The sequence below is a fragment of the Actinoplanes sp. CA-030573 genome (assembly GCF_050951115.1).
GTDB lineage: Bacteria > Actinomycetota > Actinomycetes > Mycobacteriales > Micromonosporaceae > Actinoplanes.
The window spans coordinates 7,656,578-7,670,825 of record NZ_CP192038.1 but is presented as its reverse complement, the minus strand read 5'-3'; the positions used below and the strand labels follow the sequence as shown (position 1 = coordinate 7,670,825).

11 protein-coding genes and 1 pseudogene are annotated in these 14,248 nt (G+C 71.8%); 10 read left to right on the top strand and 2 right to left on the bottom strand.

Features of this window, described 5'->3' with window-relative positions; genetic code table 11:
- Positions 1 to 180: 180 nt before the first annotated feature.
- The 5 genes and pseudogenes from ACQP2F_RS35340 to ACQP2F_RS35320 all read left to right on the top strand — a co-directional run.
- A pseudogene (locus ACQP2F_RS35340) lies at positions 181 to 592 on the top strand (transposase); the annotation flags it as partial.
- A gap of 156 nt (positions 593 to 748) precedes the next feature.
- Positions 749 to 1,858, top strand: a complete 1,110-nt coding sequence (locus ACQP2F_RS35335) for a transporter substrate-binding domain-containing protein (protein WP_433295269.1) — start codon at positions 749 to 751, stop codon at positions 1,856 to 1,858.
- Entirely contained in the window at positions 1,855 to 2,877 is a 1,023-nt protein-coding gene (locus ACQP2F_RS35330; RefSeq protein WP_433295267.1) for a hypothetical protein, read from the top strand. The genes ACQP2F_RS35335 and ACQP2F_RS35330 overlap by 4 nt, the downstream gene beginning before the upstream one ends.
- Before the next feature lie 81 nt (positions 2,878 to 2,958).
- A complete protein-coding gene (locus ACQP2F_RS35325; protein ID WP_433295265.1) occupies positions 2,959 to 3,681 on the top strand; it encodes a PP2C family protein-serine/threonine phosphatase in 723 nt (240 codons plus the stop codon).
- Positions 3,682 to 3,779: 98 nt separating this feature from the next.
- The gene (locus ACQP2F_RS35320; protein ID WP_433295263.1) at positions 3,780 to 6,104 is read left to right on the top strand and encodes a putative bifunctional diguanylate cyclase/phosphodiesterase; all 2,325 of its coding nucleotides are present in this window, start codon (positions 3,780 to 3,782) and stop codon (positions 6,102 to 6,104) included.
- A gap of 54 nt (positions 6,105 to 6,158) precedes the next feature.
- Here ACQP2F_RS35320 and ACQP2F_RS35315 read toward each other — a convergent pair whose 3' ends face one another.
- On the bottom strand, positions 6,159 to 6,542 hold the full coding sequence (locus ACQP2F_RS35315) for a hypothetical protein (protein WP_433295260.1): 384 nt from the start codon (positions 6,540 to 6,542) through the stop codon (positions 6,159 to 6,161).
- A 10-nt stretch (positions 6,543 to 6,552) separates the two neighbouring features.
- Entirely contained in the window at positions 6,553 to 9,243 is a 2,691-nt protein-coding gene (locus ACQP2F_RS35310) for an ATP-dependent RNA helicase (RefSeq protein ID WP_433307718.1), read from the bottom strand.
- A gap of 178 nt (positions 9,244 to 9,421) precedes the next feature.
- Between ACQP2F_RS35310 and uraD the strand changes: the two genes are divergently transcribed.
- The 5 genes from uraD to ACQP2F_RS35285 all read left to right on the top strand — a co-directional run bounded on the left by uraD (position 9,422) and on the right by ACQP2F_RS35285 (position 14,128).
- Positions 9,422 to 9,928, top strand: a complete 507-nt coding sequence (gene uraD, locus ACQP2F_RS35305; RefSeq protein ID WP_433295258.1) for a 2-oxo-4-hydroxy-4-carboxy-5-ureidoimidazoline decarboxylase — start codon at positions 9,422 to 9,424, stop codon at positions 9,926 to 9,928.
- Complete coding sequence (uraH, locus tag ACQP2F_RS35300; protein WP_433295256.1) at positions 9,918 to 10,280, top strand: hydroxyisourate hydrolase; 363 nt, start codon at positions 9,918 to 9,920, stop codon at positions 10,278 to 10,280. Before uraD ends, uraH begins: the two co-directional genes overlap by 11 nt.
- 1 nt (position 10,281) lies before the next feature.
- The gene (pucL, locus tag ACQP2F_RS35295) at positions 10,282 to 11,142 is read left to right on the top strand and encodes a factor-independent urate hydroxylase (protein ID WP_433295254.1); all 861 of its coding nucleotides are present in this window, start codon (positions 10,282 to 10,284) and stop codon (positions 11,140 to 11,142) included.
- The gene (locus ACQP2F_RS35290) at positions 11,139 to 12,482 is read left to right on the top strand and encodes an 8-oxoguanine deaminase (protein ID WP_433295252.1); all 1,344 of its coding nucleotides are present in this window, start codon (positions 11,139 to 11,141) and stop codon (positions 12,480 to 12,482) included. The genes pucL and ACQP2F_RS35290 overlap by 4 nt, the downstream gene beginning before the upstream one ends.
- A gap of 164 nt (positions 12,483 to 12,646) precedes the next feature.
- A complete protein-coding gene (locus ACQP2F_RS35285) occupies positions 12,647 to 14,128 on the top strand; it encodes a DUF1996 domain-containing protein (RefSeq protein ID WP_433295250.1) in 1,482 nt (493 codons plus the stop codon).
- Positions 14,129 to 14,248: the final 120 nt, after the last annotated feature.

The following is a 14,248-nucleotide window of genomic DNA, read 5'->3' as shown; positions in this document are numbered from 1 at the left end:
GTCGATGTTGCGGCGTGGCGTGATCGATAGCTGAAGAGGTCTCCGGTATTTGGTTCAGGCGACCAAGCCAGAACTTCATAACCGGAGACCTCGTGCCGAGCGTGGCGGCAGCGAGGCGACACGACGTGACCGACGTGCAGTGGGTGGCGCTTGAGGCGTTGCTGCCTGCGGGAACGGGCCGCCGGACAAGGCGGCGACAGCCCGCAGTTCATCGCCGTGCTGGCCAAGGTGCGTGTCACCCGTGTCGGTAGTGGCCGCCCCCCGGACCCGGCCGGACACGGTGCTGGCCGATAAGGCAAACACGTCCAAGGCCAACCGCGCCCACCTGCGCCGACGGGGTATCCGAGCGTGTATCCCGAGCAGGACCGGCCAGGACGCGCACCGCAAGGCCAAAGGGTCGAACGGCGGGCGTCCACCCGCCTTCGACCCCCAGGTCTACCGCCTGCGCCATGCCGTCGAGTGCGGCATCAACCAGCTCGAACAACACCGCGCCATGGCCACCAGGTACGACAAGCTCGCCGTCCGCTACGAAGCCACCCTCACCATCGCCGCCATCAACCAGTGGCTGCGCGCGCTACGAAACACGGCCTAGGGGCGATACCGTCCCGTCGCATTCATGCGGCACCATGGGCCTTTCCAACCTGTGGACAGCTTGCGAGTTCTTGTCGTAGGCGGTCTGTAGTTTCCACCCCCCACCCAGTGACGGGCGGGGGTGGGCCGGCGGGGTGCGAAGGCTTTGGGGGACGAGATGACCGAACGCGGTACCGGCCGTTTCACGTGGCCGGTGCGGCGACGCGTGCCGGGTCCGGAGGGCACCGCCGAGGACATCGCGGTGCAGGACATCGCCGAGCGCGAGGCGGCCGACCGCCGGCTGCCGCCGCCCGAGCCCGAGCCGATCCTCAACCCGCCGCCGCGCTTCAACCTGGCCGCGTTCCGGCTGGCCGCGCTCGGTCTGGCCCTGGTGCTGGCGTTGGCCCTGGCGATCACGAAGGTGTTCGTCGGCGGGCCGCCGTCGGTGGCCCAGCTGCGCGCCGAGGCCGGGGTCGACGGCTGGTCGGTGCTGACCGTGGGCGTCAAGGACGACCAGCCCGGCGTCGCGTATTACGACAAAGACACCAAGATCTGGAGCGGCTTCGACGTCGACATCGCGTACATGGTCGCCGAAGATCTTGGTTTCCGCCGGTCCGAGGTGCAGTTCTACGGCATCGAGAGCGAGGACCGGGCGCGCATGCAGGCCACCAACGCCAACGGCGGGCGGGTGCCGGTCAAGATGGTCATCGCCAGCTACAGCATCACCGCCGACCGGGAGAACATGGCCGGCGTGACGTTCTCGGCGCCCTACCTCTACACCGAGCAGTCGGTGCTCACGCTCACGGGTCACTCGCCGGTCGCCAGCTTCCAGGATCTCAAGGGCAAGCCGGTCTGCACGCTGTCGGCGTCCACCAGCCAGACGGCGCTCAAGGCTGCCGACGTGCCCTGGACCAGCCGGAACAAGGTGAGCCAGTGTGTCGCCGACCTCCGCGCACACAAAGTCGACGCGATCAGCACCGACGCCGCGATCCTGGCCGGCTTCAAATACCGCTTCCCCGACGAGTTCGACCACTGGGATCTCGGCTACGACAAGACAGAGGCCTGGGGTGTGAACGTGGGGGAGAACGAGGCGCTCGAGAAGCTGGTCGATCTCACCCTCTACCGCTCGCTCAAGGACCCCAAGGACACCCGCTGGGAGCAGGCCTTCCAGAACAACTTCCAGGTCGAGACGGCCAAGAACGGCACGACCCCGATCGCCGTCGCCGCCCAGCCCGACGTGCCCAAGCCGGACGTACGCGACCTGCCGTGGGAGGACGTCTTCCCGTGACGGACATCTTCGTCAAGGGCGGCCCGATCCCGCCGCGCCGCCGCCGGGCCCAGCTCAACTGGCTGCTCACCGTCCTGCCCGCGTTCCCGCTGGTGCTGCTCGTGCTGCGGCTGTGGTACCTCAGCCGGCAGAACCTGCCCACGATGCTGCTGCTGGTGCAGTACATCAGCCCGCTCGGCATGATCAGCGCGCTGTTCATCACGCTGATCTGGACCGTGCCCGCGGTCATCCTCGTGCTGCGCGTGCTCGGCGGCATCCTGCTGGTCAGCGCGCCCGACGACGCCGGCCGGTCGCTGCTGGCCGTCACCGCGCTGCGCATGCCGGACTGGGTGGTGCTGCTGGCCACCATGCTGGCCGCGTTCACCTGGCAGCTGCGCCTGCTGCCGACGCTGGGCATGCTGGTCGTCGCGATTCTCGGACTCACCGCGGTGCTGCGGTTCCGCACCGAGCGCTGGCTGATGCTGTGGATCACCGTGGGCGTCCCGGTGGTGGTCGGCCTGCTCGTGCTGATCTTCGTGTGGCCGGGCATCGTCTCCGCCCTGCGCGCCGGCGAGATCACCACGGCGCTGCTGCTGGCCGTGCCGCCGCTGCTCGGGCCCCTGCTCACCGGCCCGGTGCCGGCCTGGTCCGCGCGGCTGGTCACGCACTGGCCGGCGGTCGGCGCCGCGCTGCTCGCCCCGCTCGCGGTCGGCGTGATCTTCCTGCGGGCCCCGGTACTGCCGAACAGCGCCGTCGAGGTGGGCACGCCCGGCGGCCCGGTCACGGTCGTCCGGGGTCAGCAGATCTCGGTCGACGACACCTCGACGACGGTGCTGCACGGCAACGGCGATGTCCAGTTCATCCCGAACGGCGACGTGCGATCCAAGACCCTCTGCCCGGAGCCGGTCCGGCCGCCGAACAGCTCGGTGAGCGTACGGGGATGGCCGGTCGAGGAGTCCGCACTCTCCTGGATCGCGCCCACCCACCGTGACACCACGATTGATCCGCGATGCCTCGGACGCCCGCTGAATCCCGGTTAGCCACCACTCATGGGAGCTTTTGGGCGACGCGCCGCCGCCCGCGTGCAGACAGGGTTGCGCTGATCTGGGAAGCTACCCGCCATGACCTTGCACCTCCGGTGGGCGGCTGTCACCGACCAAGGACATGTCCGCAGCAACAACGAGGACTGTTACTACGCCGGTGACCACCTGCTCGTCGTCGCCGACGGCATGGGCGGGATGGCCGCCGGCGATCTCGCCAGCCGCCTCGCGATCGAGTCGATGTGCGTCCTCGACGTGCCGATCGACAACGAGCACCAGATGGACTCGTTGCACCGGGCGCTCGAGGTCGCCAACGGCCGGATCGCCGAGCAGGTCGCCGCCGACCCCGAGCTGCAGGGCATGGGCACCACACTGACCGCGGTCATCTTCTCCGGCAGCCGGGCCGCGATGGCCCACGTCGGTGACTCGCGCGCCTATCTGCTGCGCGACGGGCGCCTCAACCAGCTGACCAAGGACGACACGTACGTCCAGATGCTCGTCGACCAGGGACTGATCCGCCCGGAGGAGGCCGCCGGCCACCCCCGCCGCTCGGTGGTGACCCGGGTGCTGCAGGGCGAGCCGGTCAGCCCGGCCTACGTCATCGTCGAGCCCGAGCCCGCCGACCGCTGGCTGCTGTGCAGTGACGGCCTCACCGCGGTGGTCACCAACGAGACGATCGAGCAGGAGATGCTCGCGGCCGCCGACCCGAAGTCGTGCGCCGAGCGCCTGGTCGACCTCGCACTGCGCGGTGGCGGACCGGACAACGTGACGGTGATTGTCGCCGATCTGACAACCGGCGACTGAAGCCATCCTTTCGAAAGTCGTCACCCGCGCTGGGCTGCGGTACCTTACTCCGGTCGCGGATCAGGGGGCCCGCGGCACATTTCGCGGGTGGTGAATGGATGACAGCGCGACTGTTCGTCACGCTGACGCTCGTCCTGGGGTCCGTGGCGCTCGGCGAGCTGGTCGGGCCGCGGGGTTGGCGGCTCTACGACGATGCCGCGCAAGCGGTCGCGGGGGCGGCCGCGGCCTGGGTGTGTCTCGCGGCGGCCTCGCGGCGGACGGGCGTCCAGCGTCGATGGCGCCTGCTCGCCGGCGTCGGCCTGGCCTGCTGGTCGGTGGTCCGGCTCTGGTGGGTCGTACGCGACATCGCCGATCCCGATCGGGCCACCGGCTCGATCGGCGACGTCGGCTTCTTCGTGCTGCCCGTCTGCATGCTGCTCGCGCTGCTGAGCGTGCCCTATAGCCGACCCCGCCCGGTGCCGACCTCGGCCCGGCGCGACCAGATCGCCCTGATCATCGACAGCGTGCTGATCGCCGGCTCACTGCTGGCGCTGACCCTGTCGGCCGTGCCCGAGCACCTGGTCAGCTGGGAGGGCCTGCGGCCCGCGGTGGTCGGTCTCGCCGCCGCCTATCCGATCGCCGACCTGCTGCTGTTCACCATGGTCGTGCTGCTGCTCGCCACCCGGCCCGGCTCGCCCGCCGGCCGCTATCCCATGCACCTGGCCGGGATCGCGCTGATCGGCTTCGGCGTCAGCGACACCCTCCGCCTGATCCACCTCGGCGACGGTCCGCTCACTCCGCTGCAGTCGGCCGGCTACCTGATCGGCTGCAGCTTTGTGGCGCTCGCCGCGGTCAGCCGCCCCGCCCTCGCCCTGGCCGGCACCCCGGACCTGATGGTCGCCGAGCGCGATTGGCTTCATCTGCTGCTGCCGTACGTGCCGGTGACCGCGACCGGCGTCGTGATCGCGATCAGCACCGGGGCCGGCCACCAGCTGTCGCCGTTCGAGGCCTACCTCGGCTGGCTCGGGCTCGGCCTGGTCGTGGCCCGGCAGATGTTCACCATCGTGGACAACACCGTGCTGCTCGACCGGGTCTCCGAGGGACAGCAGCGGTTGCACCATCAGGCGTACCACGACCCGCTGACCGGCCTGGCCAACCGCGCGTTGTTCCGCGAGCGGCTGGTGCGGGCGCTCGACGCCCATCGCCACCGGGGCAAGCCGCTGGCCCTGCTCTTCGCCGACCTCGACGACTTCAAGCTGATCAACGACAGCTTCGGCCACGCGATGGGCGACCGCGTGCTGCGTGCCATCGCCGAGCGCCTGCAGGGCTGCGTGCCGTCCGAAGAGCTGGTGGCCCGCCTGGGCGGCGACGAGTTCGCGGTGGTGCTCGACCGCCACCCCGCCGACGCCGAGCCGATCGGTCACCGCATCCTGGCCGCCCTCCGCGAGCCGTTCGTCATCGACGGCCACCGCGTCGGGGTCGGCGCCAGCATCGGCCTGGTCGTCCCCGAGCCGGGCGAGCCCCTGTCGGCCGACGCGCTGCTGCGCCGGGCCGACGCGGCGATGTACTCGAGCAAGCGCCGCGGCAAGGGCGCGCTGGCCCGCTACGCCGGCGTCGCCGACGGCGCACCCCATGCCGACCTGCCGCACCTGCTGGCCCAGGCCCTCGGCCGCCCGGCGGCGGCCGGCTTCGAGGTCTACTACCAGCCGATCGTGCAGCTGGCCGACGGCGTGACGGTCGCGGTCGAGGCCCTGGCCCGCTGGACCCTGCCGGCGGCGGGCGGCGCCGTGCACCCCGACGTCTTCGTCACGGTGGCCGAGCGCACCGGCCAGGTCGCCGCCATCGACGACTTCGTCCTCGACCAGGCCTGCGCCGACGCGTCCCGCCTGGCCCTGGTCTTCGGCCGCCCGATCGACGTGCACGTGAACGTGTCGGCGGCCCGCCTCGGCCAGCCCGGCCTCGAGGAGGCGGTGCACGCCGCCCTGTCCCGGCACAGCATCCCGCCGTCCCGCCTGATCATCGAGATCACCGAGACCCACCGCATCCAGGACCTGCCCGCGGCGGCCGCCGCCGCGACCCGCTTGCGCGCCCTCGGCCCGCGCATCGCCCTCGACGACTTCGGCAGCGGCTTCAACGCCCTGGCCCAGCTGCATTCGCTCCCGGTGGACATCGTCAAGCTCGACTCCACCCTCACCGACGTCGACGTGGAGCCCGACCGGGCCGGCGCCGTCTGCCGCTCGGTGCTGGCCATCTGCGACGAGCTGAACATCACGGTCGTGGCCGAGGGCATCGAGACCCCCGCCCGTGCCGCCGCGCTCGCGAAGCTGGGCTGTCCGCTGGGCCAGGGTTACCTGTTCGGCCAGCCCGGCCCGCTGCACCGCCTGAAGCCGCCGGAAATCCCCGCCCAGCCCGACCCCGAGTCGATCCAGCAGCTCACCCAGTAGCGCTCCCCGCCCCGCGCCGCTCCCGCTTGCCGCGCTCACTCCACCCCGCGCCGCTCACCCCTCCCTCTCGTAGCGCGTGTTCGTCCCGAACTTCTCGTCGCGCAGCTGGACAAATGCCACCTGCGGCACCCGGCGCGCCAGCCGGCCGAAGAGATGCCGGGCCACCACCTCGAACGTCGGCCGCGACGGAAACTGCTCCACCCACGGCCTTTCCTCCAGCTCGGTGCACGCCGACGCCAGCTCTTCCTCGACCGCGTCGGTGTCCACGAACCGTCCCCGCTCGTCCAGCTGGTCGTCGGCAAACGCGATCCCGACCGTGACCAGCACCGGGACCCCTTCGCCCGCCGGAACCAGCGGCAGCCCGCGCCGCGCCCGGACCGGCGACGCCAGCCCTTGTACGACCTTGATCCGGTGCTCGACCTCGACGGTGAAGCTCATGACGGTCCTCCTAGCGCGAGCGCGGATTGGTGCGCCGGGTCGGTTCGGCGGTCGTCGGATCCTCCGGCCAGGGATGTCGCGGATATCGCCCCCGCAGCTCGGCGCGCACCTGCGGATAACCCTGCCGCCAGAACGACGCCAGGTCTCGCGTGACCGCGACCGGCCGCCCCGCCGGCGACAGCAGATGCAGCAGCACCGGCACCCGTCCCTCCGCCAGCCGCGGCGCGTCCTTCCACCCGAACGCCTCCTGCACCTTCACCGCCAGCACCGGCGCCGCCGGGTCCGAGTAGTCCAGCCGAACCCGCGACCCGCTGGGCACCGGCAACCGCTCGGGCGCGACCTCGTCGAGCCGGCCCGCCACCGACCACGGCAGCAGTCGCCGCAGCCCCGAGGCGACGTCGAGCTTCGCCAGGTCGGCCCGCCGCCGGGCCGACCCGAGATCGAGCCATTCGCCGGCCCGCGCCAGCAGGGCCTCGTCCCCGACGTCGGGCCAGGGCTCACCGAGCGCCGCGTGCGCGAACCCCAGCCGCTCACGCAACTCGACCGCACTGCGGCTCCACGTCAGCAGCCCCAGTCCTTCCCGCCGAAGGCCGTCGACCAGCGCCGCCCGCACCAGCGCCGGGTCGGGCCGGTCGATCCGCCGCTCGACCAGCGTGATCGCGCCCAGGCGCCGCACGGTGCGCGCCACGACGTCGCCGTCCACCCATCCGATCTCGGTGGCGTCGTCCACCATCGCCGCCGCGGCCTCGACGGCGGTGGCCTCGTCGAGCGGCGCCGCGCTCCGGATCCGCGCGGTCCGCGCGCCCGCGTCCCGATCGGCCGCCGCGACCGCCAGCCAGGCCACGCCGGCCAGCCCACTGCCCATGCCGAGCTCGGCCGCCGTCCCGCCGGCCATGAGATAGGACCGGCCGCCGGCCTCCCGCACCCGCGCCACGCGCTCGGGATAGGCCATCCCCACGATCAGCCCCGCCGCCAGGTCATCGGGCAGCCGCCCGGCCGGCGAGGCCGTGCCGCGCGTTCCGACCGGCACCTGCACGTCGGCCCCGGCCGCGGCACCCCGGTCGGTCGGGCCCGCGCCACTGACGGCGCTCTCGGTGGGGCGCACGGGGATGGTGGCATTGGCCGTCCCGGGCGGCGCCGGGAGGTCGGGGGCGAGGTCCTCGTTGTCCGCCGCGTCGTTGTCCGCCGCGTCGTTGTCCGCCGCGGCGGCGTCCGTCACGTCGGGGACCTCGACGTCGGCCGTGGGAGCGGGGGAGCGGTTGATCGCGGCGGTCAGGCGACGCACCTCGCCGCGCCACGACGGGTCGGCCGAGGTGCGGGCGCGGCGCCAGGCGGCGACCAGGTCGTCGGGGGCCGGGCGGGTGTCGTCGAGCAGGGCCACGATCTCGGCGGCCCGGCGGGCGCCGACGATCGGTGCGCCGTCGAGCAGGGCCCGGGCCAGGCGGGGGTGCAGGCCGGCGTCGGCCAGGGCGCGGCCGCGGGGCGTGACCCGGCCGTCGGCGTCGACGGCGCCGAGGCCGCGCAGGGTGGCCACGGCCGTCTGCAGCGGGCCGGGCGGTGGCGGGGACGGCAGGGCCAGGCCGGTGCCGTCGGGGTGGCCCCACAGCGCCAGGTCGAGGGCGAAACCGGTCAGGTCGGCGGCGGCGATCTCGGGGCTCGGCCGGGCCGGCAATCGGTCGTGCTGCGCCTCGGACCAGCAGCGGTAGACCCGGCCCGGCGCCTCGCGGCCGGCGCGGCCGGCCCGCTGGGTGGCGGCGGCCTGCGACACCGGCACGGTGACCAGGGCGCCGAGGCCGCGGGCGTAATCCATGCGGGGCTCGCGGCTGAGCCCGGCGTCGACGACGGCTCGCACCCCGGGCACGGTCAAGCTGCTCTCGGCCACCGCGGTCGCCAGCACGACGCGCCGCCCGCGGCCGGGGCGAAGCGCGGCATCCTGAATGGACGCCGGTTGGCGCCCGTGCAACCGCAGGACCTCGACGCCGGACAGCTTGGCCGCGACCGTGTCGATCTCGCGGGCGCCGGGCAGGAAGACCAGCACGTCGCCGAAGTCGAGCGCCCGCCTGGTCGTCGCGGCCACGTGGTCGAGCAGCTTGGGGTCGACGCGCAAGCCGTGCGGCGGCGTGATCGGGCCCGGCGGCGGCGACCAGTGCACCTCGACGGGGAACAGGCGGGACTCGGCGCTGACCGTGGGCGTCCCCTCGCCCAGCACCGCCGTGTCGGCCGTGGCCGAGGCCGCCAGCAAGCGCAGATCGGGCCGCAACGCCGCGCGGACCTCGGTCAGGAACGCCACCGCGAGATCGGTGTCGAGGTGGCGCTCGTGGCACTCGTCGATCATCACGACGGCCGTGCCGGCGAGCTCGGGATCGCGCTGCAGGCGGCGGACCAGGACGCCGGTCGTCACCACTTCCACCAGCGTGTGCTTCGAGACGCGGCGCTCACCCCGTACCGAAAAACCGACCCGGTGACCCACCTCCTCGCCCAGCAGGGACGCCATGCGCCGGGCCGCGGCTCGTGCCGCGAGCCGGCGTGGCTCGGCGACCACCACCTTTTCCCGCGTGCCCGCGAGCGCGAGCGGCACCAGCGTGGTCTTGCCCGTGCCGGGCGGCGCCACCAGCACCGCGGCGCCCGGGCCGGCCAGCGTCTCGCGCAGGTGCGGGAGGATCGGCCGGATCGGCAGATCGGGCAGGGCGTCGTCGGTGATGAGCACGGGACCATCCTGGCCCACCGGTACGACAAAACTTCGGTTGTCCACAGGCCCGAGAAATCTGTCGGCCCCCCATGGCAAGGTGTCAGCCAACCGGAAGGGCCGGAACATGCAAAGGACTGCATCGGCGCGACCGGGCCTGCTTGACTGATCGACACCAGGAGGGGGTTGCCGGATGGACGCGGTCGAGGTCTTCAACTCGCTGCCCGCCGCTCGCCTCGAGGAGGATCTCCGAGCGTGCTGCGCCGCGCCGGGCTGGGGTGCCGCGGTCGCGGCGAAACGGCCCTACCGGGAGCGACACGAGATCATCTCCGCGGGCGACGCCGCGGCCCGGGCGCTGAGCTGGGACGAGGTGCGGCTGGCCCTCTCCGCGCACCCGCGAATAGGGGAGCGTCCGACCGGCGCGTCCCGGGAGGCCGCCTGGTCGAGACGCGAGCAGTCGGCGGCGGCGGCGACCGCCGGCGAGCCGGCCAAGGCCGCGCTGGTCGCGGCCAATCAGGCGTACGAGAAACGGTTCGGTCATGTGTTCTTGATCTTTGCTAGTGGCCGGACGCAGGAGGAGATCTTGGCTGAGGCTCGCAAGCGGCTGGCCAACGACGAGGGCACCGAGCGGGTGATCGTGGCCGAGGAGCTGCGCAAGATCGTGCTGCTCCGGCTGGAGCGGGTGCTCGATGCCCTCTGACAACGGGACCGAGCCGGAGTTCCACGCCAAGATCTCCACTCACATCCTCGACACGGTGAGCGGCGATCCGGCCCGCGACGTCTACGTGCGGCTCGAGCGGCGCGACGCCGACGGCTGGCGCACGATCGCCGAGGGCCGCACCGACCAGGACGGCCGGCTGCGCTACCGGGTGCCGCTGCACGAGTGGCAGGCCGGTGGTTACCGCCTTTTCTTCTACGTGGAGCCCTACCTGGGCGACGAGGGCTTCTTCCCCGAGGTCACCGTCGCGTTCCACGTCCGCGACCCCGAGCGGCACTACCACGTGCCGCTGCTGCTCAGCCGTTACGGCTACACCACCTACCGAGGGAGCTGACGTGGCGATCGTTCTCGGACCCAACCGTTACGGCAAGGCGGAGACGCGGCTGGTCCGCGTGGTCCGCGACGGCGACTCGCACTCGCTGACCGACCTCAACGTCAGCGTGTCACTCTCCGGCGATCTCGCCGCGACCCACCTGACCGGCGACAACTCGGGTGTGCTGCCGACCGACACGATGAAGAACACGGTGTACGCGTTCGCGAAGGAGCACGGCGTCGGCGAGCCCGAGGAGTTCGCGCTGCGGCTGGCCCGCCATTTCGTGACCACGCAGGGGCAGATCCGGGCGGCGCGGGTGAGCATCGAGGCGTACGGCTGGGATCGTCTCGGCCCGCACTCCTTCCGCAAACAGGGGTCGCACATCCGGCTCGCGTCCGTGGTGGTGACCGCCGAGCAGGAGCAGGTCGTCTCCGGCGTCACCGGCCTGACCCTGATGAACACGACGGCGTCCGAGTTCCACGGCTTTCCGAAAGATCGCTACACGACATTGCCCGAGACGCGCGACCGCATCCTCGCCACCGCTGTCGACGCCCGATGGCGGCATCTGAGCGCCGGCGGCGACTGGGCGAAATCGTTCGAGGGCACGCTCGAGGCGCTGGTCAACGCGTTCGTGAACACGTACAGCCACTCGCTGCAGCAGACGCTCTTCTCGATGGGCAGCTTCGCGTTGTCGCAGCGGCCCGAGATCGCCGAGATCCGCCTGGCGCTGCCCAACAAGCACCATTACCTGGTCGATCTGTCGGCCTTCGACCTGGCGAACGACAACGAGGTGTTCATGGCGGGCGACCGGCCCTACGGCCTGATCGAGGGCACCGTGACCCGCGACGACGCACCCCCGGCGGCCGCGGAGTGGTACCTGTGATCGTCATCGAGAACGCGGCGGTCGCCACGGTCGACGCCGAGGACACGTATCACGAGAACGGTCACGTCGTGGTGGACGACGGCCGGATCGTCGCGGTGGGCGCCGGCAGTCATGCCGGGCCGGCGGACCGGCGGATCGACGGCGACGGCTGCCTGATCACCCCGGGGCTGATCAACACGCATCACCACCTGTACCAGTGGGCGACCCGCGGGCTGGCCGTCAACGACACCCTGTTCGGCTGGCTCACCACGCTCTACCCGATCTGGGGCCGGCTCGACGCCGAGATCGTGGGCGCCGCGGCCGGGGCCGGGCTCGGCTGGCTCGCGCTCTCCGGCTGCACCACGACGATGGACCACCACTACGTCTTCCCGCGCGACGGCGGCGACGTGCTGGCAGCCGAGATCGAGGCGGCGGCCCGGATCGGCGTGCGGTTCCACCCCACCCGCGGCTCGATGGATCTCGGCCGCAAGGACGGCGGCCTCCCGCCCGACAACGTGGTGGAGGAGACCGACGAGGCGCTCGCCGCCACCGAGCGGGCGATCGACCGCTGGCACGACCCGTCGCCGGAGGCGATGCTGCAGGTCGCGGTGGCGCCGTGCTCGCCGTTCTCGGTGACCAGCAAGCTGATGAGCGAGGCCGCGACGCTGGCCCGCCGCAAGGGCGTCCGTCTGCACACCCACCTCGCCGAGACCGACGATGAGGAGGATTTCTGCCGGGAGCGGTTCGGCTGCACGCCGGTGGAGTACGCGGAGAGCCTCGGCTGGCTCGGCGACGACGTCTGGCTCGCGCACGGGGTGCATCTCGGCGACGACGCGATCGCGAGGCTGGGCGCCACCGGCACCGGCGTCGCGCACTGCCCGAGCTCGAACGCTCGTCTCGGGGCCGGCATGGCTCGCGTGCGGGAGCTGCTCGATCACGCCGTGCCGGTCGGGCTCGGCGTCGACGGCGCCGCCTCGCAGGAGGCCTCGCACCTGGGCGGCGAGTTGCGGCAGGCGCTCTACACGGCCCGGCTCCGGGGCGGGCCGACGGCGCTGACGGCCCGGGAGTCGCTGCGGATGGCGACCATGGGCGGGGCGAGATGTCTCGGCCGGGAGGGGCACCTGGGATCCCTCGAGCCGGGTAAGCTGGCCGACCTGGTGATGTGGCGGCTGGACGGCCTCGGTCACGACGGCATCGACGATCGCCTCGCGGCCCTGGTCCTGGGGCCGCCCGCGCCGGTCGAGCTGTCGCTGATCGGCGGCCGGCCGGTGGTCGAGCGTGGCGCGCTGGTGCACGCCGATGCCGAGGCGCTGACCCGCGAGGCGCGACGCGCCCACGACCGGCTCTTAAGCAAGACTTAAGGTTCCGATTCCGAAAAAGCGTTATCGGAAAGCGGGATCGCGTCTACCAGGAGGCCTGCGGAAAGCAATTCATAAGTCTTTCTCCACGCGTTGAATCATGGGTCTGAGCTGTGCATACTCTTTTTCGATCCGACCCCACCGGTCAGCGAAAAGGTGAAGTAAAAATGCGCAGCGATGCACAACACGTCGCCCCGGTCACCCCGCGCGCCCGTCGTCGCCGGACCCGCGTCGTTCTCGCCTCGGCGGTTGCCGTGGCGCTCGGCGGTAGTGCCGTCTACATCGCCACCGCCGACGCGGCCGAGACCGACGTGGCCGGCCGTCTGCAGGCCGAGGCGTACAGCGCCCAGAGTGGCTCCGGCACGGAGACGACCTCCGACACCGACGGTGGTCGCAACGTCGGCTGGCTCGGCAACGGCGACTGGTTGCGGTACGACAACGTCCGGATCGGCTCGACGGTCACCGCCCGGATCGCCTCGGCCAGCAGCGCGAGCGGCTCGGTCGAGCTGCGGCTCGGCTCGGCGACCGGCACGCTGCTGGCCAGCTTCCCGGTGGCCAAGACCGGCGGCTGGCAGAAGTGGGTCACCGAGACCGCGACCGTCAAGCAGCCGCCCACGGGCAACCAGACGCTGGTCGCCGTCATGAAGAGCCAGGAGAATGCGGACTTCGTCAACATCAACTGGTTCACGCTCGGAGCGAGCCCCGCCAGCTCGACAAGTCCTACAAACCCGACAAGTCCGGCGGGCGGACCGAGCGCGACGCCGACGACGTCGACTCCGGCGACGCCGAGCGGCAACGGCTGGGTGACGATGGACCAGGCGAAATGGGCCAAGCAGCTGGCCGACTTCAATGCCATGACCTTCCGCCCGATCACCAACAACCCGGTCCGGGTCTCGGAGTTCAACGCCTCCTGCACGGTGAGCCACGACAAGACCGACGACCCCATCGTCTTCCCGAACATGCCGGGCGCCTCGCACATGCACTCGTTCCTCGGCAATGACAGCACCGACGCGTACAGCACGACCGACACCCTGCTCAAGAACGCGGGTTCCAGCTGCAAGCCGCTCGAGGACCACTCGGCGTACTGGATCCCCACGCTCTATGAGAACGGCAAGGCGGTCGAGCCGCACGGCGTGACCGTCTACTACGGATCCCGTCTCCCGGACCCGAGCAAGACCGTCCCGTTCCCGCAGGGCTTCCGCATGATCGCCGGCGACGCCAAGCGGCAGGTCGACACGCCCAAGGGCGCGCCCGGCCAGTTCTGGTGCGCCGGTCAGGGCGGGGAGACCGGCCGGAGCACCGACGGCAACTGGCCGGTCTGCGCCAAGACCGCCGAGCTCACCTTCCAGCTGACCTTCCCCGACTGCTGGGACGGCGTCCACCTCGACAGCCCGGACCACAAGTCGCACGTCGGCCCGGCCGACGCCAAGGGCGAGTGCAGCGGCAAGTTCCCGGTGGCGATCCCGTCGATCTCCTTCGTGATCGGCTACCCGACCTCGGGCTCGGCCGCCGGCTTCAAGCTCAGCTCGGGCAACGCCAGCTCGATGCACGGTGACGCCTTCCTCGCCTGGAACGACGACGCCCTCGGCCACCGGGTCAAGGACTGCGTGGTCCAGCACGCGAAGTGCAACACGGCCGGAACCTTCTAGAAGAGCTCCGTCCCCCCGTCTACGGCGGCTGCGCAAACCCGCGATCCCCGACGCGGAGCAGCCGCCGTAGACGTCCACTACGGTGGAGAGCGCAGGGAACCCGAGCGCAGGAGGCCGTCG